This window comes from Chryseobacterium sp. HMWF035 (genome assembly GCF_003094695.1).
Classification (GTDB): Bacteria; Bacteroidota; Bacteroidia; order Flavobacteriales; family Weeksellaceae; genus Chryseobacterium; species Chryseobacterium gambrini.
The window spans coordinates 39,899-65,212 of record NZ_QEHP01000096.1 but is presented as its reverse complement, the minus strand read 5'-3'; the positions used below and the strand labels follow the sequence as shown (position 1 = coordinate 65,212).

Here is a 25,314-nt window from a genome sequence, read left to right as displayed (position 1 = left end):
TTTAATGATTAAAACTTTCCCAGTTGGTGTGAAAAACTCCCTTTCTGTCGGTTCTCTGGTAAGTGTGTGCTCCGAAATAATCTCTTTGTGCCTGAATCAGATTCACCGGAAGAGATTCTGTGGTATAGGCATCAAAATATCCTAAAGCCGTCTGAAGTCCCAAACTTGAAATACCGTTTGAAACTGCAAAAGCTGCTGTTTTTCTCAATGAAGAAACCTTTTCTTTAACGATAGCTGCGATATTTTCATCAAGCAGAATATTAGAAAGCTGAGGATTTTTTGTATAAGCAGTGTAGAATTTCTCCAATAAAACAGAACGGATAATGCATCCTCCTCTCCAGATTTTTACCACGTCTTTCAGAGGAATTTCAAACTGATATTCTTCAGAAGCCTTTACGAGTAAAGCCAGACCTTGTGCATAGCTGATTAATGTAGACAAATACAGCGCCTCTCCCACTTCTTTAATGAAAATTTCTTTGTTCTCAGGAGTTACAACTTCACTGTGAGAATACAGTTGGGACGCTTTTATTCTTTCATCTTTATAAGCAGAAAGAATTCTGGACGTTACCGCAATATCAATCGTCGGAATTGAAACGCCGATTTCCATTGCCTGTTCGGAAGTCCATTTTCCGGTTCCTTTAGCACCTGCTTTATCTAAAATCTGATCAACCAGATAACCATCGGTTAAAGAATCTTTCTGCTGGAAAATGTCTCTTGTAATTTCGATCAGGAAAGAATTCATCTCTCCGTTATTCCATTCTTTAAACACTTCATAGAGCTCATCATTTGTAAGCTTTGCTCCTTTTCTCAGCAAATCATACGCTTCGCTGATGATCTGCATGATGGCATATTCAATCCCGTTGTGAACCATTTTCACATAATTTCCGGCAGAACCTTTTCCCATGTAGGCTGTACACGCATCACCATCTACTTTGGCTGCAATGGCTTCCAGCATCGGCTGTAAAAGTCCGAACGCTTCCTGATCTCCGCCCGGCATAATGCTTGGTCCTGTTCTCGCTCCTTTTTCGCCTCCGGAAACTCCCATTCCCATAAAATGAAGCTTTTGGGAAGCCAGATCTGCCACACGTCGGTCGGTATCTTTGAAATAAGAATTTCCGGCATCTATTACGATATCTCCTTCGCTCAGAATCGGTTTAAGATTTTCTAATACCGCATCTACCGGTTTTCCGGCAGGAACCATCAGAATAATTTTTCGCGGTGTTTCCAGCTGCGATACAAAATCTTCCAGAGAAGGTATTCCTTTGATATTCATATCGGAAGTTTTCTGTTCTTCCAAATCTTTTATTTTTTCATGATCAAGATCAAATCCTGCAATAGAAAATCCGTGATCGGCGATGTTGTACAGGAGATTTCTCCCCATAACTCCCAGTCCGATCATACCATAACTGTATTTTTCCATTATGATGATGTATTAGTAAATGTTTAAACGTTTAAAGCTTTAAAATTAAGCATTATGAAAGTGATATAGAAATAAGATTAATAAAAATTTTCTATCTTATGTTTAAGGCAATATTTAAAATTTAGTTAAAAATATAATCCTCAAATGTTTACCGCTGAGATATCACACAAAAAACTGGCAACACGTTTATGTGCTGCCAATTCTTAAAAAATAATCGGATATATTTGAAATCAAGAAATTTTTCCTGCCAGTCTTCTTACCATCCCTTTAAAGATAATTCCGTGAAACGGCAAAACAGAATACCAATAGAGTCTTCCCGTTAATCCGTGAGGTCGGAAAACCGCTTTTTGCCAGAGTTTTCCTTTATACACTTTAAACATTAACCACGCTTCTCCGGGAAGTTTCATTTCTGCGAAAAGAATCAGTTTTCCTTCTTCTTTGTTGGCATACAGAACACGCCAGAAATCCAGTGCATCACCTTCGTGAAGTTTATCGGGATGTGTTCTTCCGCGTCTCAGTCCCGGTCCGCCAACCAATAAATCCATAAATCCGCGAACCTTCCAGAGACTCTGACCGTACCATCCGTTTGCACCTCCCAAGGAAAAAACTCTGTGGAGACATTTTTCACGGTCATCATATTCTTCAGTTCTTAAATCTACAAAGCAGCCGTACTTCGGAACATCGAGATAATCTTTCAGGCTGGAATCGCTTCTGCTGCTAATAAAGCTGTCTTTCCAGCTTGAAGCAATTTCGTTGTCCTGAATTTTAGCCAAAGTTCTTCTTAACGCCGTATCATAAGAAAAAGGCTGAACTCCGGTAATCTGTTTAATTTCCGCAAGGCTTTCCGGTCTGCAGATAACTTCAATTTTCATACTTCCAACCAATGCAGAAGCTAAATTATAGGATGTTGAAGTAATGAAATACAGCCAATACGAAGAAAGTTTCGGAGTCATTACAGGAACGGTAAAAATTTTTCTTTTCAGTCCTCTGATTTTAGCAAACTCCAAAAGCATTTCTTTGTATGTCAAAACATTATCACAACCAATATCAAAATTCTTGCGATAAGCTTTTTCTTTAAATAAGGTAAAAATCAGAAAATCCAGAACATTGGCAATTCCAATCGGCTGACATTTTGTGTGAAGCCATTTCGGAGCCACCATCACCGGTAATTTTTCTACCAGATCTCTGATGATTTCGAAAGAAGCACTTCCTGAACCAATGATGATTCCTGCCCGTAAAACCGTTGCCGGAACTTTACATTTCATCAGGATTTTTTCAACTTCAAATCTTGAACTCAGATGTTGAGAAAGCTCCTTTTCATTCGCCAAACCCGAAAGATAAATAATGTGTTTACAATCGGTGGTTTCAATATAATTTGAAAAATTAACGGCGCATTGTCTTTCAATTTCTGCATAATCGTTGCTGTTGCTCATCGAATGCATCAGATAATAGGCTCCAGAAATATCTTTCGGGATATTTTCCAGTGTTTCGGGTTTCAGAAAATCCACTTCCACCACTTCAATCTGGGCATCATCAATATCCACACTTTTAGAAAAACGGTTTTTATCTCTGCAGCAGCAGATTACCTGATAACCCTGAGCTGCGATTACGTTAATCATTCGTTTCCCGATATATCCGGTAGCGCCGGTAAGCAGAATTTTTTTCATAAGATTGGTTTTGGTGACTGGAATTTGTTTCTCAGCGTAATGAGAAAATTATACCTTTTCTAAGAGGTGTCCAAAATAATCTTTCTTTTTTGAAAGATAACTTTCGTTCACTTCGTTCGATTCTATTTCCAAAGGAACTCTGTGATTGAGAATTATTCCGCTGTTTTCCAAAGATTTAAGCTTATCCGGATTATTGGTCAGCAAATTAATTTCTTTCACATCCAAAATTTTAAGCATTTCCACCGCTACATCAAAATTTCTTCCGTCTGCAGGCAAACCAAGTTTCAAATTCGCTTCCACCGTATCAAAACCTTTTTCCTGAAGCGCATATGCTCTTAACTTATTAATGATTCCGATATTACGACCTTCCTGTCGAAGGTAAATAATCATTCCTCCGTTTTCCGACATATATTTCATTGCCGCGTCTAATTGCTGTCCGCATTCACACTTTTTAGAATGAAAAATCTCGCCTGTAATACATTCCGAGTGAAAACGCACGTTTACCGTTTTGCTGAAATCTGTATTTTCTGCCACCCAAACCAAGTGCGGATTCCAGTCTTCTTCGTGTTCTGAGAATGCATAAACAGTAAACATTCCAAAATCTGTAGGTATATTCGATTGTGCCTGTATTGTCAACATAATTCAAAAATTAAATGGTTTATATAGTACAAATTTATACTTTATTTTAATTAAATGTAAATTTATTTACTAAATTTGTCAATAAATAAATTCTATTATGCAAGAACAAGCCAATATCACGCAGGAAAAAATATTTGAATTATACGGAGATTATCTTTTGAATCACGGAGAAAAACCGAAAAACGTTTACCTTTTTGCGAAAGAAAACAATTTTGAGGAGAAAGAATTTTACCACTATTTCTCAGGATTCGAGCAAATCGAAAGAGAAATATTGAATCATCTTTTCACGAAATCTCTGGAACTCGCTTCGGAAGTAAATTCCTCGAGCGAAGTGACAACCAAAGAAAAACTCCTGAATGTGTATTACATTTTCTTTGAAAATATGACGATGAACCGTTCTTTAGTATTATCAATTTTGGGAAGCAATAAAATCCAGAACATCAAAACGCTTCAGAATCTTCGGGAAACCCACAAACAATTTGTTAATACTCTCGATTTCAACGAGTGGGAAATGATTGAAAAAGCGAAAGAAGATATCAGAAAATTCAACGAAAAATCGAGACAGGAAGCACTTTGGCTCCATTTGGTTTCCGCCATTGATTTCTGGAAAAAAGACACTTCTCCCGATTTTGAAAAAACGGATATTTTCATCGAAAAAACCATCGATACGGGTTTTGAACTGATGGACAACGAGCCTTTGAGAAAAGTTTTCGACCTTGGAAAGTTTCTGTGGAAAGAAAAGTTTAAAATGAGTTGATGAATAGCGATTGGCAATTGGCTTTTGGTTTCGAATAAGCTAATATTTATTTGGGCAGCTATTTCCGACCTCCGTTCTCGCTTTTTTGTACCAATGCTTTTTCCAGTCTTACAAAAAGAGCTCCACTCAGGTCGGGCTGCGAGATTCGCCGATTCAAGAATTAAAGATAAAAGAATGAGGCAATTCGGCTGCGAAAATGAATGAAAATAATCTAAAGAATAGTGCGCTCCGTAGGTGCGGAATCTGTGTAGAAATTACGAATAATTGTGTTGAAGAGAACTCCGTAGGAGTTCAATCTGAAAATTCAAAGATGAATTAAAAATAGCACTCCTACGGAGTGCCACCAAAAACAAATGATTTAAGCTACACAGATAAAGCTCCCAAAGGAGCTTAACACAACACCTTTGCGAACTTAAAAACAGTTAGCAATTAAAAAATCTTTGCGAACATTGCGTTAAAAACATTTGACAAACAAAATTTAAAAATGAAAACATTAGATAAAATTCCTACAGGAAAAATTGAACGGACAAGCAGCCTGCTTAAAGCGGGAGCGAAAGTCGGTGTCAATTACCTGAAATATTACGGAAATAAAATCACGAAAGATGAAGATGAAGCCCGCAAAATCCTGAATGAGGACAATGCAACAGACATTTACGACTCACTTAAAGAATTGAAAGGTTCCGCGCTCAAAGTTGCCCAAATGCTGAGTATGGAAAAAAACATTCTTCCGGTGGAATATGTGGAGAAATTCTCACTTTCGCAGTTTTCCGTTCCGCCTTTGTCGGGTGCTTTGGTGAAGAAAACATTCCGAAAATATTTCGGGAAAAATCCGGAAGATATTTTTGATGAATTTTCCGCAGAATCGGTTAATGCTGCAAGTATCGGACAGGTTCATACCGCGAAAAAAGACGGCAAAAAACTGGCTGTGAAAATCCAGTATCCCGGCGTAAGAGAAAGTATTTCAAGCGACCTTAAAATGGTAAAACCGATTGCGATGAAAATGTTCAACATCAAAAAAGAAGGTTCGGAATCCTATTTTCAGGAAGTGGAAGACAAATTGTTTGAAGAAACCGATTATAATCTGGAACTGAAACGCAGTCAGCATTTTGCAGAAGAATGCAGTCATCTTCCGAATGTAAAATTTCCGCATTATTATCCGGAATTTTCGTGTGAGAAAATCATTACGATGGATTGGATGTCGGGAATTCATTTTTCGGAATTTACTAAAAAACAGAATTCTCAGGAGGATTTGAATAAAATCGGACAGACGCTTTGGGATTTTTATATGTATCAGATGCATATTCTGAAAAAAGTTCACGCCGATCCGCATCCGGGAAATTTCCTGATTTCGGAAAACAATGAATTATTGGTTATCGATTTCGGCTGTATCAAGGAAATTCCGGAAGATTTCTACATTCCGTATTTCGAATTGGCGAAAGAAGAAAATCTGAAGAATCCTGAGATTTTCCGTGAGAAATTATTCACCTTAGAAATTCTTCGAGCAGAAGATTCAGAAAAAGAAAAAGAGTTTTTTGCCAAATTATTCTACGAATTGCTGGAATTGTTTACGAGACCTTTTAATCAGGAAAAATTTGATTTTTCGGATGAGTCGTTCTTTCAGGAAATTGCCGATCTGGGACAAAAATATGCGAAAGCAAGTGATATGAAAGGAATGAATACCAACCGCGGTTCCCGACATTTTATTTACCTGAACCGTACGTTTTTCGGACTGTATAATATGATGCACGATCTTAAAGCGAAAGATGTGGCGATTAATAATTTTAAAAATTATTGTAAGTGATATTTAACTGCAAATCGAAGATTCGACGGAGTCAAAAGTCACAAAAGATTTTGATGAATTACAGGTTATTAAAAGAGCCGAAAGGTTTGAAAACGATTTTGTTGGAATAAATGAATCATTAACAGGTCGCTCCTACGGAGCTCATATCATATAAAAATGTTAGCTATTAACAGTCAGCTCCTATCGGAGCATTATAAAATTCCGTAGGAATGTACTGTTAATAGAAAATAGAAAGCCGTAAAAAGGAAGCTCCGTAGGAGCGACCTGTTAACATTACAATTGTATTTGAATTAAAGTTTAATATAAAAAATATGCCTTCAGGATTACCTTCCAAAATCTGTGAAGTCTGCGGACTACCCTTCAACTGGCGGAAAAAGTGGAAAAAAAACTGGGACGAAGTAAAATATTGCAGCGAAAGATGCCGAAAAAACAAAAAATCAACATCCTCTGGTTCACCAAAGATTTAAGAACAAGAGATTCAGAATCCTTATACAATGTGATGCAGGAAGAGTTGCCTTTTCTTGCAATGTATGTTTTTGACGCTGAATTTTTTGCTCAAAAACAGTTCGGTTCAAGAAAAATCGGAAAATACCGTGCAAAATTTTTGTTGGAAAGTGTAGAAAATTTAAAGCAGAATTTAGCGAAACAGAAGATTCCTTTTTTAGTTAAGTACAGCAAAACGGAAGACGTTTTTAAAGAAATTTCCGAGGAATTTGAAATCGTGAAGATTTTTTGTCAGGAAGAATGGACGAAGGAAGAAACCGAACTTCAGACAAAAATCAGAAGTGTGGTTACGGCTGCCGTTTGGGAAAAATCGTATTCTCAGTTTCTGGTTCATCCGCTTTTTGTTTTTAAAACTTTGGATAAAATTCCGATACTTTTTACCGCGTTCCGGCAGAAAATTGAAAAAAATCTGCTGATTCGCCCTGAATTTGAATCGGAAGATTTGATGTACGATAAACCGGAAATTCATTTTAAAAGTGATACCATTTCGTTAAAATCGCTCGGTTTTGAAGATTTTGAAACGGACGAAAGAACTGCTTTTCCTTTTTCGGGCGGAGAAAATGAAGCATTGAAAAGATTGCATCATTATTTCTCGGAAACACAGAATCTGAGTCAGTACAAGCAAACCCGAAACGGTTTGGTGGGAACAGATTACAGTTCGAAATTTTCGGCTTGGCTGTCGGATGGAAGTCTTTCTGCGGTAACCATTTACCACGAGATAAAAAAATATGAGGAAGAATTCGGAGCCAATGATTCAACATATTGGTTGATTTTTGAGCTGCTCTGGAGGGATTTTTTCAGATATGTTTCTTTACAGTATAAAGATTTGATTTTCTGGAAAAGCGGAATTAATCATCAAAAGTATTTAGCGGAAAACAATAAACCATTGATTCAAAAATGGAAGGATGGAGAAACGGATTCCGATTTCGTCAATGCCAATATGCTTGAACTGAAAAATACAGGCTGGATGAGCAATCGCGGTCGTCAAAATGTAGCTTCCTATTTCTGCAAAATTCTGAAACAGGACTGGAGAATCGGAGCGGCGTATTTTGAAGAAATGCTGATTGATTATGATGTTCACAGCAATTACGGCAACTGGATGTATCTCGCCGGAGTCGGAAATGACAATCGTGACCGGACTTTTAACCCTGAAAAACAGGCAGAAATGTATGATTCCAATCAAAAATTCAGACGTTTATGGCTAAAGCAGTAAAACATACCGCCCAATTGATTTTTCCACATCAGCTTTTTGAAGATATGGATTATCTGGATAAAAGTCAACCTGTATTTTTGATAGAGGAATTTTTGTTTTTTAAACAGTATTCATTTCATCAACAGAAGATTGCGTTTCACCGTTCGACAATGAAATTTTATGAAACTGAATTAAAAAAGGTGGGTTTTGAAGTTGAATATGTTGAAAGTTCATCGAAATTCAGCGACATCCGAAATTTAATTCCGAAACTTGAAAAAGAGAATTTTACAACGATAAAAACAACGGATGTTTGCGACAACTGGCTGGAAAAAAGATTAAAGGAAACAAAATTAGAACTCGAAATTTTGGATAGTCCGCTTTTCATCAACAGCAAAGAAGACCTGAAAGATTATTTTGAAGATAAAAAAGCCTATCATCAGACTGATTTTTATAAGCAGCAGAGAATTACCCGAAATATCCTGATGAAAGCCGGAAAACCTTTGGGCGGAAAATGGACGTACGACACCGAAAACCGGAAAAAATATCCGAAAAATAAAAAAGCGCCCGCGATTCATTTCCCAAAAAACAATGAATTTTACGAGGAAGCAAAACAATATACCGAAAAGCATTTTGCAAAGAATTACGGAACGCTTACGGATGAACAGCTCTACCCGACTACTTTTAAGGAAGCTGAACATTGGCTGGAACAGTTTCTTGAAAACCGCTTTCTGGAATTTGGCGTTTACGAGGACAGCATCGTGGAAAAGGAACATTTTCTTCATCACAGTGTGCTTTCTCCATTAATGAACGTCGGACTTCTAACACCAGAAAATGTTTTGGAAAAAGCGATTTCATTTGCTAACAACAATGATATTCCGGTGAATTCTTTGGAAGGTTTTGTCCGCCAGATTTTGGGTTGGCGAGAGTTTGTTCGCGGGGTTTATGTTTATCAGGGGACGTATCAGCGGAATAAAAATTACTGGAACCATAAGCAAAAACTTCCGGAATCTTTTTACACCGCCAAAACAGGAATCCGCCCGATTGATAGTTCGCTCCAGAAAATCCTGAAAACCGGCTATGCCCATCACATCGAACGACTGATGATCTTTGCCAATTTTATGAATCTTGCTCAGTTCAATCCGGATGAAGTCTATCAATGGTTTATGGAAATGTTCATTGATTCTTACGATTGGGTGATGGTTCCGAATGTGTATGGGATGAGCAGTTTTTCAGACAGCGGAAAGATGAGTACGAAACCGTATATCAGCGGAAGCAATTATATTAAAAAAATGAGCGATTATCCGGACGGAGAATGGAATGAAAAATGGGATGCTCTGTTTTGGAACTTTATTAATGACCATCAAGATTTTTTTGCCAAAAATCCAAGATTGGGAATGATGCTGAGAACACTAGAGAAAATGCCGGAAGAAAAACGAAAACAGCATTTTAAGACGGCGAAGGAATTTATTGGAAATCTGAAATGATTTTTTAAAAATAAAAGAATTTAATATCAATAGGAACGGGTTTTAACCCGTTTGCAAAAAGAAATAAAATGGTTGGCTTTAGCCAAAACTTAAAATATATTTCGGCTAAAGCCTTTTGTAAATTAAACTTCAACATCGGGCTAAAGCCCGATGCAATTGATAGAATATTTATCAAAATCAAAAAAATGAATACAAACCTCAACATAAAAGAAATCGACAGAATCATAGAAATGGCGTGGGAAGACCGAACGCCGTTTGAAGCGATACAATTCCAGTTTGGAATCAGCGAATCGGAAGTAATTGAACTGATGCGTTCGGAACTGAAAGAATCGAGTTTTAAGCTTTGGAGAAAAAGAGTGAATTCGGGAGTAAGCCAGAAACACCTGAAAAAAAGAAGTGAAGAGATCGATCGTTTTAAATGCAGCAGACAGAGAGTTATCAGCAATAATAAAATCTCGAAAAGGTAGTTGATTTAACCGCAAAAGGCACAAAAGAATTGTTTGGAAATAAAGTTTTGCAAAAGAGCAAAAAAGCATTGTAAATAGACACTTTATTTCGTCAGACTCAGGATAAACTAAGCTCAGCCTGACAATTAAGAGATAATTAAACGAATAGTATTAGAGATGTCACACTGAGCCTGTCGAAGTGTCTCGAAATAAAACCTTCATGTTCAAAACATTAAAATAAAAATTATGAAAAATATCGTCATCATCGGTTGCGGAAAGGGAATAGGATTAGCAACGGCAAAAATTCTTGCAGAACAACACAAAATCATTGGAATTTCCAGAACGGAAAATCACGAACTGAATCATCCGAATATTGAATTTCACGCAATGGATATTCTTTCGGGAAATTTAGATGAAATTACTTTCCCTGAAGTGGTGGATGGATTGGTTTATGCACCGGGAAGCATTAATTTAAAACCTTTTAACCGACTTTCTGTGGATGATTTTAAGAATGATTTTGAAATCAATGTTTTGGGAGCGGTTAAAATTATTCAGAAACTGTTGCCGAATCTTAAAAAGTCGGAAAGTGCCTCTGTTGTGCTTTTCAGTTCGGTGGCAGCAAAACTGGGAATGCCTTTTCACGCTTCGATTGCGGCGAGTAAAAATGCAGTGGAAGGTCTTACGAAAAGTCTGGCGGCGGAATTTTCGGCTCAGAAAATAAGGGTGAATGCGATTGCACCATCTTTAACGGACACGAATTTAGCATCACAGCTTTTAGCAACGCCTGAGAAAAGAGAAGCCTCTGCAAAAAGACATCCGTTGCAAAGAGTGGGAACGGCTGAAGAAATTGCGGAAATGACGGCTTTCCTTGTTTCGGATAAATCTTCGTGGATCACAGGACAGGTTTTCGGAATTGATGGCGGAATGGGAAGTGTGAAACTTTAACTTTATTGAGAGAGAGTTTGAGGGGTTTGAGCGTTGGAGGATTTGAGAGTTGGAGCGTTGGAGGATTTAGATTCTTAAACCTCTTTATTAGATTATAAAAAATATTTAAAATACTTAGATTAAATTTGCACTATGAATACTGATTTTTTCATTGATTTGCTGCATCAGGTTAAAGAATTTGAAAATTCCGAAGCTTATAAACCTCACTCTACGGTCGAGGATTTCCGTCTTTGGCTGAATGATAAAAAATACAGAAAAGAGAGTCCGACCAAGCTTTTTAAAAATGAACAGCATCAGGTTTCGTTCACAGAAAATGAAATCTGCAAACAGGTTCTGCTTTTGGGACGATATTCTAAACAACTGATCCGAAAGGGACTGAATGATTTTCCTGAACTCGCCAATGAAGAATTTACCTATCTCTACCGACTGAAAGACGAACCGAATCTGACTAAAATTCAGCTGATTGAAAGAAACGGGCACGAAAAACAGACGGGAACCCAAATCATCAAACGTCTTCTGGAATATGGCTTAATCGAAGAAAAGAACGACAGCGAAGATAAAAGAAGCAAGCGTCTCAACATCACCGAAAAAGGTGAAGATTATTTCCACCGTTCCGTTGAAAAGGTAAATATGACGTCGCGAATTCTTGCCGGAAAACTGGAAAACAAAGAAAAAACCGAACTTCTGGAATTGCTGAGGAAGCTGAATGATTTTCATTCGCATGTATACTCGGAATACAGAAATGAAGATATTGGAAAAGTAATGGATTTGGTTGCCCACAAAAGGCATTCATAAATATATTTACCAACAAATTTTAAAATTCGTAAAAACTTTCAGACATTTTTGTTTTGTTTGAAAGTTTTATGCGGACTTATACATTCACATAGAAAAAATAAATGTCTGAATCTTAGCATAATTTTCCCAATCAGATAACAGAAATTGTGATATTCTTTATAATGGTACGATTTTTTTATTTTTAAATTTAATTAATCCGCTTCCGCCAATACCATTATCATCACAAAATCTTATATATGCTAATATCAGAAGAACTTTTACTCCACTATGGCGCAGAAGAAGAAACTTTCGATCGCCATCAAACCATTTTTAATGAAGGGGAAAAACCGAAGTATTATTATCAGGTTGTAGAAGGCAGAATAAAACTGAACCATTACAATGATGAAGGCAGGGAACTTATTCTTGCCATTCTGGACAGAGGACTGAGTGTATGCGAACTTTTGCTGTTCATTGATCAGACCTATCCAGTAAATGCCGTTACTTTTGAAAAATGTACTGTATTAAGACTTTCAAAACAAAATTTCGTAAAGCTTCTTGACGAAAATCCTGAAATTTCAAGAGACATCAACAAATTCTTGTCCGAAAGACTTTATTACAAATATATTATGCTGGAAAACAATTCGTCTCTTCGTCCGGAAACACGAATCGTAGGTGTTTTAGATTATCATAAAAGTTTTTATGAAGACCAGTCGAAATATTCCTATGAAGTTCCGCTGACCCGACAGCAAATTGCCGCTATTACTGCTTTAAGAGTCGAAACAGTGGTGAGAGCAGTGAAAAGACTTGAAAAGGAAAATTATCTGAAAATCATCAACAGAAAAATCTTCGTCTGATCTTTTCATACCACAGTTGTGTGTTTTGAGCCAAAGTGGTCTTATAGTTGCAGATTCACCAGCAACCAAACACTAAAATAGTATATTATGGAAACGAAGACCGCAACTAAAAAAACACCTGCGAAAAAATCAGCCCCAACAAAAAACGCAGCAAAATCAAATGCCAAAACTTCACCAAAAGCAACCTCTAAAACGCCTGCAAAGAAAAATGCAGCAAAAGAGCTGAAAGATCTTTTTGAGGATTCTTTAAAAGATATTTACTGGGCAGAAAAAGCTTTACTGAAAGCTTTGCCTACCATGATGAAAAATGCAACGCATGAAAAGCTGAAAACTGCTATAGAAAATCACATCACAGAAACCGAAGGTCATGTGGAAAGATTGGAAGAATGTTTCAAAGCTCTGGGCAAGAAAGCGCAGGCTAAAAAGTGTGATGCGATGCAGGGTTTACTGGATGAAGGAAAAAGCATTATTGAAGAAACAGAACCCGGAGCTGTAAGAGATGCCGGAATTATTGCCGCAGCACAGAAGGTTGAGCATTATGAAATTGCCACCTACGGAACTTTAGCAGCTTTCGCAAAAGTACTGGAAGAAAAAGACTGTCTTCAGCATCTTTTAAGCACTTTGGAGGAAGAAAAAAAGTGTGATGAGCTGCTTACAAAGGTTGCAGACACCAATCTTAACAGCAAAGCATTGTAAAATATTTTACGGAAGGTAAAAGAACTTTTAAATCAAATAAATAGAGCTTGATCATTCAGGCTCTATTTTTTTATTTGCTATGAAAACGATGTGGTTAATAAAAAAGCAGCCCTGAATGACTGCTTTCTGATAATCTGTTGAATTTCATTAATTTTTACGAGATACTCTCCAGACAATTCCTCCTACATCATCTGCGACCAGTAAAGATCCATCTGCCATCTGCAAAACACCAACCGGTCTTCCGTAAACATCTCCTTTCGCTTCATTTGCTATAAAACCTGTAAGAAAAGGCTGATATGAACCGGAAGGTTTTCCGTTTTTAAAAGGGACAAAAGCAACCTGATAACCTACCAAAGATGAGCGGTTCCATGATCCGTGCTGTCCTATAAAAGCTCCGTTTTTATATTTTTCCGGAAACTGAGAACCTGTATAAAATGTTAAACCTAAAGATGCGGTATGGCTTCCCAAAGGTACATCCGGAACTATTGTTTTCTGTACAAGATCGGGTCTTTCTCCTTTTCTCCGCGGATCTTCGTTTTTACCGAAGTAAGAATACGGCCAACCGTAAAAAGCATTCTGTTTTACACTGGTAAGATAATCCGGAACTAAATCGTCTCCTAATTCATCTCTCTCATTTACAACAGTCCAGAGTTCTCCGGTTACAGGATTCCAGCTCATTCCGACAGGATTTCTGAGACCTGCTGCATAAATTTTCTCACCGCTTCCGTCGGGATTTACTTCTAAAATATTGGCTCTTCTCACCTCTTTATCCATTCCGTTCTCCCCTACATTGCTTCCCGATCCTACAGAAATATAAATTTTAGACTGATCTTTATTGGCAAGGAGATTTCTTGTCCAGTGATTGTTGTATCCACCCGCAGGAAGATTTACGATCTTTTTTCCCGGTTTTGTAATCTTCGTATCTCCCAGTTTGTAAGGATAGACCCATAATCCGTCTGTATTGGCAACATAAAACTGATCATTAATGATGAGCATTCCGTATGGCTGGTTAAGATTAGCTAAAAACACTGTGGAAGATTCCGGAATACCATCTTTGTTGGCATCACGGTAAAGGATTATTCGGTTGGCAGATTTTCCGTCTACTTCAGCATCACTCTTACCACTGATGTCATTTTTAATTTTCTCCGAAACAGTACGTTCAGAATTAGACAACACCACAAATACGTCTCCATTCTCAGCCTGAATCATATTTCTGGGGCTTTTAATATTTTCTGCAAATCTTGTTACGGTAAATCCTTCAGGAGCAACAGGCGCTTTTCCTTTAGACCATCCCAATACGTTGCTGAATTTTGTCTTGCTGTTTTTTTCATCCGGTGCAGGAAGCTTCAGCGTATCGGTTTTGGTAACGGCGGTATTGCCCTCTTTTTTTTCTGTTTTATTTTCTTTGCAGCTCAACGTCAGCAAAGTTAACATGGGTAGAAAATAGTGTTTCATATATTTTTAAGTTGTGATTTTGTTTCTCAGAGATTACAAAAAGTATTCCTTTAAGAAAATAACTTATATCGATGAATATTATTAATCGATTTATTCCGAATCAGATAAAATTGATCTTCAATTTTTCATTAATTTAAGATTTCATTTAAGATTGGCTTTGTTTTTGCGATGCAACGGATATGAAAACAATTTTTATCGTTGAAGATGAGACAGGCATCAGAGATGCATTGCAGCTACTCCTGTCATTTGAGAATTATGATGTACGTTCTTTCGCCAATGCTGAAGCATTTAACAACAGAGATCAATCCATAGTTCCAGACATTTTTATCATGGATGTGAAATTACCGGATGGTTTGGGAACAGATTTATGCAACCAGATCAAAGAAAATCCCGCAACCTCTCATATTCCCGTAATGATTATCAGCGCTCATGCAAAAGCGCTAAACGTTGTAAACTCCTGCAAAGCGGATGTTTTTATCCCAAAACCTTTTGATATTGATGATGTTATTGTGAAGATTGAAGATTTGGTAAAACAGCCTAACCTTCAATAAATTAACATTGCCTTACTATAAATATATCCTCCAAATTTAAATTTTGGAGGATTTTTTAATTGATAATATTATGAATTTCGGTAAACAGATTTGGAAAATTTAACATTTAAATAATTATAAAACCTGGTGAGTTTAAAAATAAGTACTTGTAATATTGATTATTTTTAAATTTTAGAAAATTTAATTGGCAGTAAAATTTATTCTCAACTGCTTTTTTTAACAAATTTTATGTTCAATAACTCAACAAAAAGGCTTTAATTTTAAATAAGTTAAAATACTTTATATTATTTATTTATGATTTTAATTTAGTTGTACAATTTTCTAAAAAATCGTAATTTTACGAATCTTTTTTACAAACAAAATCTAATAAATAAAAATGAATACAGAACAGTTTGTGAGCCGTCACATTTCCTTAAATGAAGCCGATAAACAGGCAATGCTGGAAAAAGTTGGCGTTTCAAGTATCGAGGAGCTTCTCTCTCAAACCATCCCTTCTTCTATCCGTTTAGAAAAAGATCTTGAAATCTCAGAACCGCTTTCAGAATATGAAATGCTGATCCATTCTAAGGAACTGGCGTCGAAAAACACTGATTATACAAGCTACATCGGGTTCGGATATCACAACACGTTGTTGCCATCGGCTATTCAGAGAAACATCTTTGAAAATCCGAGTTGGTACACAGCATATACTCCTTATCAGGCGGAAATTGCACAGGGAAGACTGGAAGCGCTTCTTAATTTTCAGACTGTTGTGTGCGATCTTACAGGTTTTGCCTTGGCAAACGCATCATTATTAGACGAATCTACGGCTGCTGCAGAAGCAATGCATATGTTCTTCAACAACAGAACGAAAGATCAGAAAAAAGCCGGAGCCAATAAATTCTTTGTTTCCGATCTTGTGCTTCCTCAGACAGTATCTGTATTAAAAACAAAAGCCGAAGGTCTTGAAATCGAAATTGTAGAAGGAAATCATAAAACACATGAACTGGATGGTTCCTATTTCGGAGTTTTATTGCAGTATCCTGGTAAAAACGGAATTGTTTTAGATTATACAGATGATATCGCTGAATATAAAAAATTAGATCTTCAGGTAGTTGTAGCGTGTGATCCGATGGCTTTGGTGAAGTTAAAATCTCCGGCTTCAATGGGCGCTGACTGCGCAGTTGGAACAACGCAGAGATTCGGAATTCCATTGGGTTACGGTGGTCCTCACGCAGCATTCTTCTCTTGTAAGGAAGACTATAAGAGAGATATTCCGGGAAGAATTATCGGAGTTTCTCAGGATGTGTACGGAAGACGTGCTTTAAGAATGGCTTTACAGACGAGAGAACAGCACATCAAGAGAGAAAGAGCAACGTCAAACATCTGTACAGCTCAGGTTCTTTTGGCAGTTATAGCTGGAATGTACGCTGTTTATCACGGTCCGAAAGGATTAAATTATATCGCAGATCAGATTCATTTCAAAGCCAACGCTTTGAAGGGAGGTCTGAAAGCTTTAGGATATGAAATCGTGGAAGAACCGATCTTTGATACGGTAAAAATCACGATGAATGAAGATGAGAAAGGAAGACTGATGAGAATGATGCTTGATCACAAATTAAACTTAAACTACTTCACAGAAGGAGTGGTAAGTATTGCGATCAACGAAAGTACAACATTGGATAAGTTAAATTATCTGATGGCTTCTTTTGCCCAGTTCAAAGACAAGCAGACTTTCAAATTAGAAATTAAAGAAGGATACAGCATTCCGGAAGAGAATTTAAGAAAAGATGAAATTCTTACGGAAGAGGTATTCAACAAATACCATACAGAGACAGAATTGATGCGTTACATCAAGCGTCTGGAAAGAAAAGATTTATCGTTGACCCACTCAATGATTTCTTTAGGTTCTTGTACGATGAAACTGAACGCCGCAACGCAAATGTTACCGCTTTCATGGGACAATTGGGGTTCTGTTCATCCGTTTGTACCGGTTGACCAAGCAGGAGGTTATCAGGAAATGATCCGTGAACTGGAGAAAGATTTAGCTGAAATTACAGGTTTCGCAGGAACTTCTCTTCAGCCGAATTCCGGAGCTCAGGGAGAATACGCAGGATTAATGGTGATCAGAGAATATCACATTTCAAGAGGTGAAGGTCACAGAAATGTGGTTTTAATTCCTCAGTCTGCACACGGAACCAACCCTGCTTCTGCGGCAATGGCAGGAATGAAAATTGTTGTGGTTAAAAACCTTGAGAACGGAGAAATCGATTTCGAAGATTTAAAAGCAAAAACAGAACAGCATTCTGAAAATCTTTCTTGTGTAATGATCACCTATCCGTCTACATACGGATTCTTCGATGCCAACATTAAAGAAATTACAGCTTTAATCCACGAACACGGAGGACAGGTTTATATGGACGGAGCGAACATGAACGCTCAGGTTGGATACACAAGTCCCGGAAACATCGGAGCAGACGTTTGTCACTTAAACTTACACAAAACATTCGCAATTCCTCACGGAGGAGGAGGTCCCGGAGTTGGTCCGATTTGTGTGGCTAAACACTTAGTTCCTTTCTTACCTTCCAATGCAAATATCAGAATCGGATCAAAAGATGCGATTGAAGGTATTTCTGCAGCACCTTACGGTTCTGGATTAATTCTGAATATTTCTTACGCTTACATCAAAATGTTAGGAAATTCAGGTCTGAAAAAATCAACGGAACACGCGATCCTGAATGCTAATTATTTAAAAGAAATTTTAGCAGAGCATTTCCCGATTTTATATTCAAACGAAAACGGAAGAGTTGCCCACGAATGTATCGTAGATTTCAGACAGTTCAAATCGTTAGGAATTGAAGTTGCCGATGTGGCGAAAAGATTAATGGACTATGGATTCCACGCTCCTACCGTTTCTTTCCCGGTTGCAGGAACTTTAATGATTGAGCCGACTGAGTCTGAAAGCAAAGCAGAAATCGACCGTTTTGCAGAAGCTTTAATCGCCATTAAACATGAAATTGATGAGATTGCAAATGGTGAAGCAGACGCAGCCAACAACGTATTGAAAAATGCGCCTCACACAGAGCAACTGGTAATCTCCGATTCTTGGGATAAACCATATAGCAGAGAAAAAGCAGCTTATCCTTTAGATTGGGTAAGAGACCACAAATTCTTCGCTACAGTTTCAAGAGTGGACGAAGCTTACGGAGACAGAAACTTAGTTTGTACCTGTGAGCCGATTGAAGCTTATATGTAATTAAAAGTTTTTTAGATATAGAAAAATCCCTTTCAGTGATGAAAGGGATTTTTTATGTCATTGCGAGGAGCGAAGCGACAAAGCAATCTCGTTATAATTTAATAAGACTGAAAACCAGATAAGTAATCTATATATTTTACATTATTCCACATAATCGCCAGATCAAGCGGAGTTTTTTTAGATGAATCTTTAGCGTTTACATCTGCTCCTTTCTCAATTAAAAAGCTAAGGATTTTCATTAATTCATCGTCGAAACCATCTTGGTTTTCGGCAAACCAACCCGCAATTAAATGTAAAATTGTTCTGCCAAATTCTCCTTTTTGATTTATTTTTCCACCGTTTTCTAATATCAAATTAACTGCCTGAATTTTTTTGTTTATAACAGCGCTCCAGAATAAAGGATTCTTACCATATTTTTTATTTAGATCATATCCTTTCTCAATAAAATATTTAATAGCTTCTATTTGTCCACTTCCACAAGCAATTGCAATGGGATAAGAATAACCGTTATTAATTTTTAAACTGAAATCAGCACCTCGTTTTTCTAATTCAAACATCTTGCTCATATTGTCACAATTTTTACAGAGAGTCATTATTTCTTCGTCAAAAGGATTTTTGTTTGGAAATAATACTTCCTGATAATGTATAGTTCCTTCCACATACTGAATAAGTTCTTTTGGGATGTTGCCTAAAGTGGCAGGAATAAATTCTTTTTCAGGAGAAAATGAGATGATTTTGGGATATCTTTCCGAGACCAGATCTTTTTCAAGTAATTTCAAAAAATCGAATGCAGCCTTTTCATAATCTTCCATTTTTTCTACATTTGGATGATTATAATAGTAATTTGGATGACCTCGCCAAAAAATCATAATTGCGGTTGCTTTATCACAATTGCTGTCTCTTACAATTTTTTCTAAGCCGGTTAATCCATTATCCCAGTTATAGTAAAATGCTTTTTTAAATAATGTTTTTGTTTTTGCTATTGATTTTGCCATTTTTTTCTTTCTGATAATGAATCACATATCTGTTGTCTGCTCTGTTATAATACTTTTGGTTTGTTTAGAATATATCCTGCAAACCAAAACTGCTGGAAATTTTTTTTGACTTTATAATAGTTTTTCTATGACAGTCAATAACGAAATATATTTTCAAAATTAATTCTAAGAATTGTTATCAATAATTTCACACAAAGCCGTCACCACTTCGCGGTGTTTTCCATCCGGATAGTTTTCCGAATAGTTTTGCTGCAATGCCGAAGAAGTATAATTATTGTTTTCCTGCAATTCCTTTGTCAAATTAAAAATGTAATTGAGTTCTTTAGCTTCATCTGCATATTTTCCATTCGGGAAAAGGCTTTCATATTTTTGAACCAAATTATTGGCGGCAATAAATTCATGTGTATCTTTAATCATCAGTGAGCAGAAACCTTCTTCACAGTCGATAAGAAATTTATAAGAATCTACCGCGGATTCCCAAATATTATCTTCGCATACATCCGCATCAAAGCCGTATTCTAAAGCTTTGGTGTAATGCGATGTCGCACCCCAGTAATCATTCTTTGAAAGATAAATCATTGCGCCGATCTGGTTATGGTAGATGGCTTTATTGTCGGGAAATCTTTCGAGTAAATTTTTAGAAAGGTTTAAAGCTTCTTCATAGTTTCCTGCCTGAATGGTATTGGAAAGTTCCCAGAAACCGTTTTTCTCTTCCTCTGATGCAAAATTGATTGCCATAGTGTATTAGTTTTAAATTTAGAGCCCTAAAGTATTAAAAATATTTCAGTACGCTACATTAAAAGAATATTTTATGACAACAATAAAACTGCTGTTACAGTTACCGAAAATCCGGATGTAACAGTGGCAGCCTATATTTTCTCTGCGCTAGCTTCCAGCTTCCAGATCAACTTCCCTTTTACCACCGTAAAAGCATGATCTTTCGCCTCAGCAAAAGAAACATCATATTTCCTGTCTATATTTCTTAAATCTGCCGGAAACTTCATCAGCAAATCGTCATAAAAATCATCTAAAAATTGTTTTGAAGGGAGTGCATAATCTATTTTAAGCTGAAAACGTCTCAGTAAAGCGGTGTCGATAATTTCAGGATGATTTGTTGCACATAGAAGAAGCGCGTTTTCCGGAAAATAATCAATCAACTGAATAAGAGTATTTACGAGACGTCTCATTTCGCCCACATCTTTATCATCGCTTCCTCTTGCCTTCCCGATCTGGTCGAGTTCATCGAGGAACAGGACGGATCTTTCTCTTGCCGCTTTATCAAAGATCATTTTGATGTTCTGGGAAGTTTCCCCAATTCTGGAGGAAACGATATTGCTTAAATTGAGGATGATGATGCTTTTTCCCAAAGCATTGGCAATGGCTTTTGCGGTCATCGTTTTTCCGCAGCCGGAACTTCCCTGAAGAAGAATTTTGTTGTTTACCGGAAGTCCGTATTCCAGAAGTTCTTTGGAAAATGTATTTTCTTTAATAAGCTGTACAAGCTGTTCTTTATTTTGGGGATCAAGGAAAACATCATTAAGGCTAACTTCTTCTTTGTCTTGAATAATAAGATTGTACAGATTCATTTTTCGAAAATTATATGCAAAGATAAAGGTTATCCAACAAAAAAGCCGAACAAATGAATGTTCGACTTTCTATCGGCTATTATAAAAATTAAAATTTGTCTTCCTTAGTGTAAAATCTTGTGCTATGTTTTTTGTGCCCTTTTACTCACGCTGAGTAAAAGAGCAGTCAATCTTTGCAGATTGAAAACATATAACAATATAATTTCGTCTTTTTGTTCAGGAACTGAATTTCTCCAGATCAGAACTTTCTAAATTAGTTTCTTTCTCTTCTTGCTGCTGCAAAATAAGAGGCGAATACTACTAAACATGTTGCAATTCCGATGTAAGTGATCATTTTGTTTAATTTTTAATTATTTGACTATTTATTATCAATTTTACATTTGCAATATTACGACTTTCAAACAAGGTTCCAAAATAAATAATCATGATGTATATCAGTGTTTTAAGCGGTTTTTGTTTAAGATTATGACAAAAATAGTTTACAAATAATTAATATAAAAATGAAAAAATAATACGGCTTTTTTTGATTTATGTGTAAAAAATTATTGATCTGTTAATTATTTCACAGCTTGTATTTAAAAGTTGATAATCCAAGAAAGAAAAAATGCAATACATAATAACATTTTCGGGGACAATAATATCTCACTTACTTTTGACATTTAGTCTCCGGAATATTAAGAAATGTTAGCATAGAAACTCTAGAAGGCACATTTTTAAGTGATTCTTTAGAAGAAAAATTTTTAGAAGAAACGAAATAGCAGTTTTTTTCAAGACGAAAAATGATAGTGTTTTTTCTGATTTTCTGTTAACATAACAGAAATTTTTAAAGAAGAATAGTTATTTCCTACAATTTTTTCCAGATGATATAGGAAAATGATAAAAGTAGAATCTATAAATTCACTCAATTATAAAGAGGATTAAGGTCAAACTAAGATCGATAAGTCAAATCACAATCGTCTGTGTCTTTTTTAATGTCCATTTACCGCTTGTGAAAACAGCTTCTATAAATCCGCCACCCAACCCACTTCCGTAATCGATCAGAAACCGTTCTTTATCATCGGTTTTTTTTATCTTTCCGATATAATCAGGAAACATTCCGAGACGATAATCTGATTCTAAATGAGACTGTTCTTTTTCAGGATAAATAAGAACTTTGATGCTTTCAGGATTCATCTTTTGAAAATAATCGCAGTCTGAAAAATATCCTGCGAAAAAGTAATGGCTTTCAGAGAAATGAAACTGTTCGTAATCGTCATTCACAATTTGAGAATACAGATCCGAAAACTTTGATTTTTCAGATTTGTACAGGGGATTTTTATCGGTAAAATCATTTATTCCGTCTTTATCCGTATCTGCTGAATCCGGATTTAATAAGATTAGTTTTTCAAACAGATCATTAAAGCGGTCTTTATCGCTGTCTTTTAAAACTTCTTTCAGATCAATATCAAAAACCAGCCTGTCTTTTACGGCTTCTTTTGATGGAGATTCGGGATATGCCCAATTTCCGCTTATTCTTACAAAACTTCCGGAAAGTATGATGCTGTTTCCGAAAACAAAAATTTCAGGCTGATTTTCATTAAGATGGGTAAATTTACTCAACCCCAGATAATAAGCATTGGGAATATTGTTTTTAATTTCAAGAAGCCAGTATCCAAACTGGTTTTCACCAATTCCATAGATCAGACCATTTTCTTTCTGAATATTTTTATAATAAAACTGATCGCCGAAATTTTTCTTCAGTTCAGAAAATTTCAGGTTATATTCATCCATCCGCTTTTTGCTATCCTTTTCATCAAAAAAACTACTGTTAATTTCATCCTGTTCTTCCTCAAAACTTTTAAAGTTTGCATCGACGGAAAATTTTACATGTTTCGGATTAGATTTGATAATGGTTTCAGGCTGATCCAACTCAGATTCTTCGTATTGAGATTCTTTTTTATTTTCGCTTTTAAAGCAGTTTCTGTCAATTTCATACTGTTTACAGGAAAACAACACAAGAGGAATTAGAATATACGTGAATTTCATGGCTGATGCATTTTTCTAATACAATTTCTGATCTTTTTCACAGAAAAAACTCGTTCTCTTTCCTTTTCCGGTTTCTTTTTTCACAATTTCCAGACCGCATTTCGGGCATTTTTCCTGATGATACACTTCAAAATGTTTTCTCAGGATATTCGCTTTTTTCCATTTCTTAAAATCGAAACTGTAATTTCTGGCTTCTGCAATCAGTTCCTTTAATTTTTTTGAAGGTAAATTTTTAATAAAAGTTTCAGGATGAACTCCAATTCTGAACAAAGCTTCATTTTTAATAATATTCCCCACTCCCGCAAAAATATCCTGATCCATCAAAGCATCACAAACCATCATTTCAGGATTTGTTTTCAGCCTTTCCTCTGCCTTTTCGGGATTCCACAGATCACTCATTACATCGGCTTCCCAATCGATATCTTTTAAAAATTTATCTTTTACCGTTTTTACATTGCAGGTATAAAAAAACATTCCGCAGTTCTTAAACGTTAAGCCCAAACGAAGATTCTGCTCCTGATCTTTTCTTTCAAATAAGCTGTAAGAACCAAACATCAGCAAATGAATCCGGATATTCGCTTTATCAAAAATTAAAAACGTCTGCTTTCCGAAGGTTTTGATTTCGCGTAAAATATGATCTTTAATTCCTGTAGTTTCAGTAATCGAATTTCCTTTTACCTCCATTACTTTTTCGCCTGCAAATTTCTGCAGATCTTCTTTCATCAGAACAATCGGTGGACCTTCGGGCATAGAATATGAATTTGAAAATGTACACAACAATTATTTTGCCATGAATTTTTATTTATTCATAAACGTTTTGGATTTCGGGACAGATTCTTGTGAGGATTGTCGGTAATAATAAATTTAAAACTGGATAAGCCTAAACAAAAGACAGGAAGAATCTTTTTATGATCATTCCGCTTTTCAGTTAAATGAAGCCCTGAATTCTTTCGGGGTTAAATTGGTCTTGCTTTTAAATAATTTATTGAAAGATTGAGAATGCTCAAAACCAAGCTGATAAGCTATTTCACCAACGGATAAATTGGTAGAGGTTAATATCACTTTAGCCTGTTCAATAATTTTATGGTGAATATGTTGCTGCGTACTCTGTCCCGTTAGCGACTTCAGCATATCACTCAGATAATTGGGCGAAACATGAAGCTGCTCCGAAAGATACTGAACAGACGGAAGTCCTGACTCTATGATCTTATTACTGTTGAAATATTCATCAAGCAAAGTTTCCATTTTAACGAGCAAATCATTGCTTGCTTTTTTGCGGGTAAGAAATTGTCTGTTGTAAAATCTGTTGCAATAGTTAAGCAATAATTCCAGTTGGGAAACCATGACATCCTGACTGAACTGGTCTATTGAAGTCTGATATTCCTGCTCTATACTTTTGAAAATTCCTTCTAACATTTTTTCTTCTTTATCCGATAAATGCAGGGCTTCATTTATAGAATACGAAAAAAAACCATAATCTTTAATGGTTTTGCCCAGAGGATAATTCAAAATAAAATCCTGATGAAAAACCAGCCACCAACCCGAAACCTCATAGTTATCTTCACTGTCAGCCGATAAGACTTGTTGAGGGGCGGTCATTCCCAGTACACCTTCATCGAAATCGTAATAATTTTGACCATACTTTAGTTTTCCCTTCAGATTTTTCTTCAGAGATATTCCGTAAAAATTAAGACTAAAATTTACTTTTCCTTTGGTATCAGAACGTCCAATATCATCCATTTTTATTAGACTTATCAGAGGATGCAATGGCTTTGAAAGTCCCAACAGACTGTGCAGTTCAGAAACGGAATTTATTTTTATATTCGGTATTTTATTTCCCATCTTTCAAACTTATAAAAAATCATTAAAGCAAAACAAAATCCTGTCCTGTTTTAATGATTTCGATTCTTATTATTTGTCTTTTATAAACAGCCAAGCCCAGGCAATCAGCAAAAACTGAAAAGGCAGCCTTATTATACTTGCTGTAAAATTCTCGTTACCGGTTCTGTAATAATCAACACTTTGAGGAATGTGGATTACAAAGAAAAAAACAAGTAACATTACAATAATTAATTGAGCCGACATTGCTCTGGTTTTTAATGGAATAAGCAGAACCGCCAATGCAATTTCGGCAACGCCGCTTAATAAAATCAGCAGTGAATGCGATGGAAGCCACGAAGGCATCATCGCATTATACTGTTCCGGTTTAATGAGATGCATCAAACCCATAAGAAAGTAAAAAGCGGCTAAAAGATAAAGCAATATAATTTTTACTTTTTTCATTTTTT

General features: G+C 36.2%; 23 protein-coding genes. 12 read left to right on the top strand and 11 right to left on the bottom strand.

Annotated features, from left to right (window positions below):
* Position 1: 1 nt before the first annotated feature.
* The 3 genes from gndA to ribA all read right to left on the bottom strand — a co-directional run bounded on the left by gndA (position 2) and on the right by ribA (position 3,726).
* A complete protein-coding gene (gene gndA, locus DD829_RS14655) occupies positions 2–1,420 on the bottom strand; it encodes an NADP-dependent phosphogluconate dehydrogenase (RefSeq protein WP_108411701.1) in 1,419 nt (472 codons plus the stop codon).
* Positions 1,421–1,650: 230 nt separating this feature from the next.
* Positions 1,651–3,087 (bottom strand): SDR family oxidoreductase, encoded by a 1,437-nt coding sequence (locus tag DD829_RS14650; RefSeq protein WP_108411702.1) that lies wholly within the window; start codon positions 3,085–3,087, stop codon positions 1,651–1,653.
* A 48-nt stretch (positions 3,088–3,135) separates the two neighbouring features.
* A complete protein-coding gene (gene ribA / locus DD829_RS14645) occupies positions 3,136–3,726 on the bottom strand; it encodes a GTP cyclohydrolase II (RefSeq protein WP_076394667.1) in 591 nt (196 codons plus the stop codon).
* Between the two features lie 97 nt (positions 3,727–3,823).
* Here ribA and DD829_RS14640 point away from each other — a divergent pair, with 97 nt between their 5' ends.
* The 10 genes from DD829_RS14640 to DD829_RS14595 all read left to right on the top strand — a co-directional run bounded on the left by DD829_RS14640 (position 3,824) and on the right by DD829_RS14595 (position 13,179).
* Positions 3,824–4,483 carry a TetR family transcriptional regulator C-terminal domain-containing protein gene (locus tag DD829_RS14640; protein ID WP_108411703.1) on the top strand — a complete coding sequence of 220 codons (660 nt, stop codon included), beginning with the start codon at positions 3,824–3,826 and terminating at the stop codon, positions 4,481–4,483.
* A 484-nt stretch (positions 4,484–4,967) separates the two neighbouring features.
* Complete coding sequence (locus DD829_RS14635; protein ID WP_108411704.1) at positions 4,968–6,284, top strand: ABC1 kinase family protein; 1,317 nt, start codon at positions 4,968–4,970, stop codon at positions 6,282–6,284.
* Positions 6,285–6,595: 311 nt separating this feature from the next.
* Entirely contained in the window at positions 6,596–6,751 is a 156-nt protein-coding gene (locus DD829_RS14630) for a DUF2256 domain-containing protein (RefSeq protein ID WP_082423549.1), read from the top strand.
* Positions 6,703–8,001: a DASH family cryptochrome gene (locus DD829_RS14625; protein ID WP_116547877.1), complete on the top strand. Its 1,299-nt coding sequence runs from the start codon at positions 6,703–6,705 to the stop codon at positions 7,999–8,001. The genes DD829_RS14630 and DD829_RS14625 overlap by 49 nt, the downstream gene beginning before the upstream one ends.
* Entirely contained in the window at positions 7,986–9,464 is a 1,479-nt protein-coding gene (locus tag DD829_RS14620) for a cryptochrome/photolyase family protein (protein WP_108411705.1), read from the top strand. The genes DD829_RS14625 and DD829_RS14620 overlap by 16 nt, the downstream gene beginning before the upstream one ends.
* 185 nt (positions 9,465–9,649) lie before the next feature.
* Complete coding sequence (locus DD829_RS14615; RefSeq protein ID WP_108411708.1) at positions 9,650–9,931, top strand: TIGR03643 family protein; 282 nt, start codon at positions 9,650–9,652, stop codon at positions 9,929–9,931.
* 225 nt (positions 9,932–10,156) lie between these two features.
* Entirely contained in the window at positions 10,157–10,855 is a 699-nt protein-coding gene (locus DD829_RS14610; RefSeq protein ID WP_108411706.1) for an SDR family NAD(P)-dependent oxidoreductase, read from the top strand.
* Positions 10,856–10,987: 132 nt separating this feature from the next.
* Positions 10,988–11,650 (top strand): MarR family winged helix-turn-helix transcriptional regulator, encoded by a 663-nt coding sequence (locus DD829_RS14605; protein ID WP_108411707.1) that lies wholly within the window; start codon positions 10,988–10,990, stop codon positions 11,648–11,650.
* A 236-nt stretch (positions 11,651–11,886) separates the two neighbouring features.
* Positions 11,887–12,483 carry a Crp/Fnr family transcriptional regulator gene (locus tag DD829_RS14600; protein ID WP_076394653.1) on the top strand — a complete coding sequence of 199 codons (597 nt, stop codon included), beginning with the start codon at positions 11,887–11,889 and terminating at the stop codon, positions 12,481–12,483.
* Positions 12,484–12,570: 87 nt separating this feature from the next.
* Positions 12,571–13,179 (top strand): ferritin-like domain-containing protein, encoded by a 609-nt coding sequence (locus DD829_RS14595; RefSeq protein WP_108410943.1) that lies wholly within the window; start codon positions 12,571–12,573, stop codon positions 13,177–13,179.
* A 147-nt stretch (positions 13,180–13,326) separates the two neighbouring features.
* Here DD829_RS14595 and DD829_RS14590 read toward each other — a convergent pair whose 3' ends face one another.
* A complete protein-coding gene (locus DD829_RS14590) occupies positions 13,327–14,634 on the bottom strand; it encodes a PQQ-dependent sugar dehydrogenase (RefSeq protein WP_108410944.1) in 1,308 nt (435 codons plus the stop codon).
* A 179-nt stretch (positions 14,635–14,813) separates the two neighbouring features.
* On the opposite strand from DD829_RS14590, the gene DD829_RS14585 reads away from it, so the two are divergent.
* Together DD829_RS14585 and gcvP are read left to right on the top strand one after the other, a co-directional pair.
* On the top strand, positions 14,814–15,185 hold the full coding sequence (locus DD829_RS14585) for a response regulator (RefSeq protein ID WP_108410945.1): 372 nt from the start codon (positions 14,814–14,816) through the stop codon (positions 15,183–15,185).
* A gap of 376 nt (positions 15,186–15,561) precedes the next feature.
* Positions 15,562–18,420 carry an aminomethyl-transferring glycine dehydrogenase gene (gene gcvP, locus DD829_RS14580; RefSeq protein WP_108411051.1) on the top strand — a complete coding sequence of 953 codons (2,859 nt, stop codon included), beginning with the start codon at positions 15,562–15,564 and terminating at the stop codon, positions 18,418–18,420.
* A 98-nt stretch (positions 18,421–18,518) separates the two neighbouring features.
* Here gcvP and DD829_RS14575 read toward each other — a convergent pair whose 3' ends face one another.
* The 7 genes from DD829_RS14575 to DD829_RS14545 form a co-directional block, all read right to left on the bottom strand.
* Complete coding sequence (locus tag DD829_RS14575) at positions 18,519–19,415, bottom strand: DUF4274 domain-containing protein (RefSeq protein WP_108411050.1); 897 nt, start codon at positions 19,413–19,415, stop codon at positions 18,519–18,521.
* A 165-nt stretch (positions 19,416–19,580) separates the two neighbouring features.
* Positions 19,581–20,153, bottom strand: a complete 573-nt coding sequence (locus DD829_RS14570) for a tetratricopeptide repeat protein (RefSeq protein ID WP_108411376.1) — start codon at positions 20,151–20,153, stop codon at positions 19,581–19,583.
* A gap of 131 nt (positions 20,154–20,284) precedes the next feature.
* Entirely contained in the window at positions 20,285–21,025 is a 741-nt protein-coding gene (locus DD829_RS14565; protein ID WP_228408212.1) for an AAA family ATPase, read from the bottom strand.
* 918 nt (positions 21,026–21,943) lie between these two features.
* Positions 21,944–23,026, bottom strand: a complete 1,083-nt coding sequence (locus tag DD829_RS14560) for a hypothetical protein (protein WP_108409418.1) — start codon at positions 23,024–23,026, stop codon at positions 21,944–21,946.
* Positions 23,027–23,041: 15 nt separating this feature from the next.
* Positions 23,042–23,776, bottom strand: a complete 735-nt coding sequence (locus DD829_RS14555; RefSeq protein ID WP_108409419.1) for an endonuclease — start codon at positions 23,774–23,776, stop codon at positions 23,042–23,044.
* A gap of 174 nt (positions 23,777–23,950) precedes the next feature.
* Positions 23,951–24,868 carry a helix-turn-helix domain-containing protein gene (locus DD829_RS14550; protein ID WP_108409420.1) on the bottom strand — a complete coding sequence of 306 codons (918 nt, stop codon included), beginning with the start codon at positions 24,866–24,868 and terminating at the stop codon, positions 23,951–23,953.
* A gap of 69 nt (positions 24,869–24,937) precedes the next feature.
* Positions 24,938–25,309, bottom strand: coding sequence for a DoxX family protein (locus DD829_RS14545; protein ID WP_108409421.1), 372 nt, complete (start codon positions 25,307–25,309; stop codon positions 24,938–24,940).
* Between the last annotated feature and the right edge of the window lie 5 nt (positions 25,310–25,314).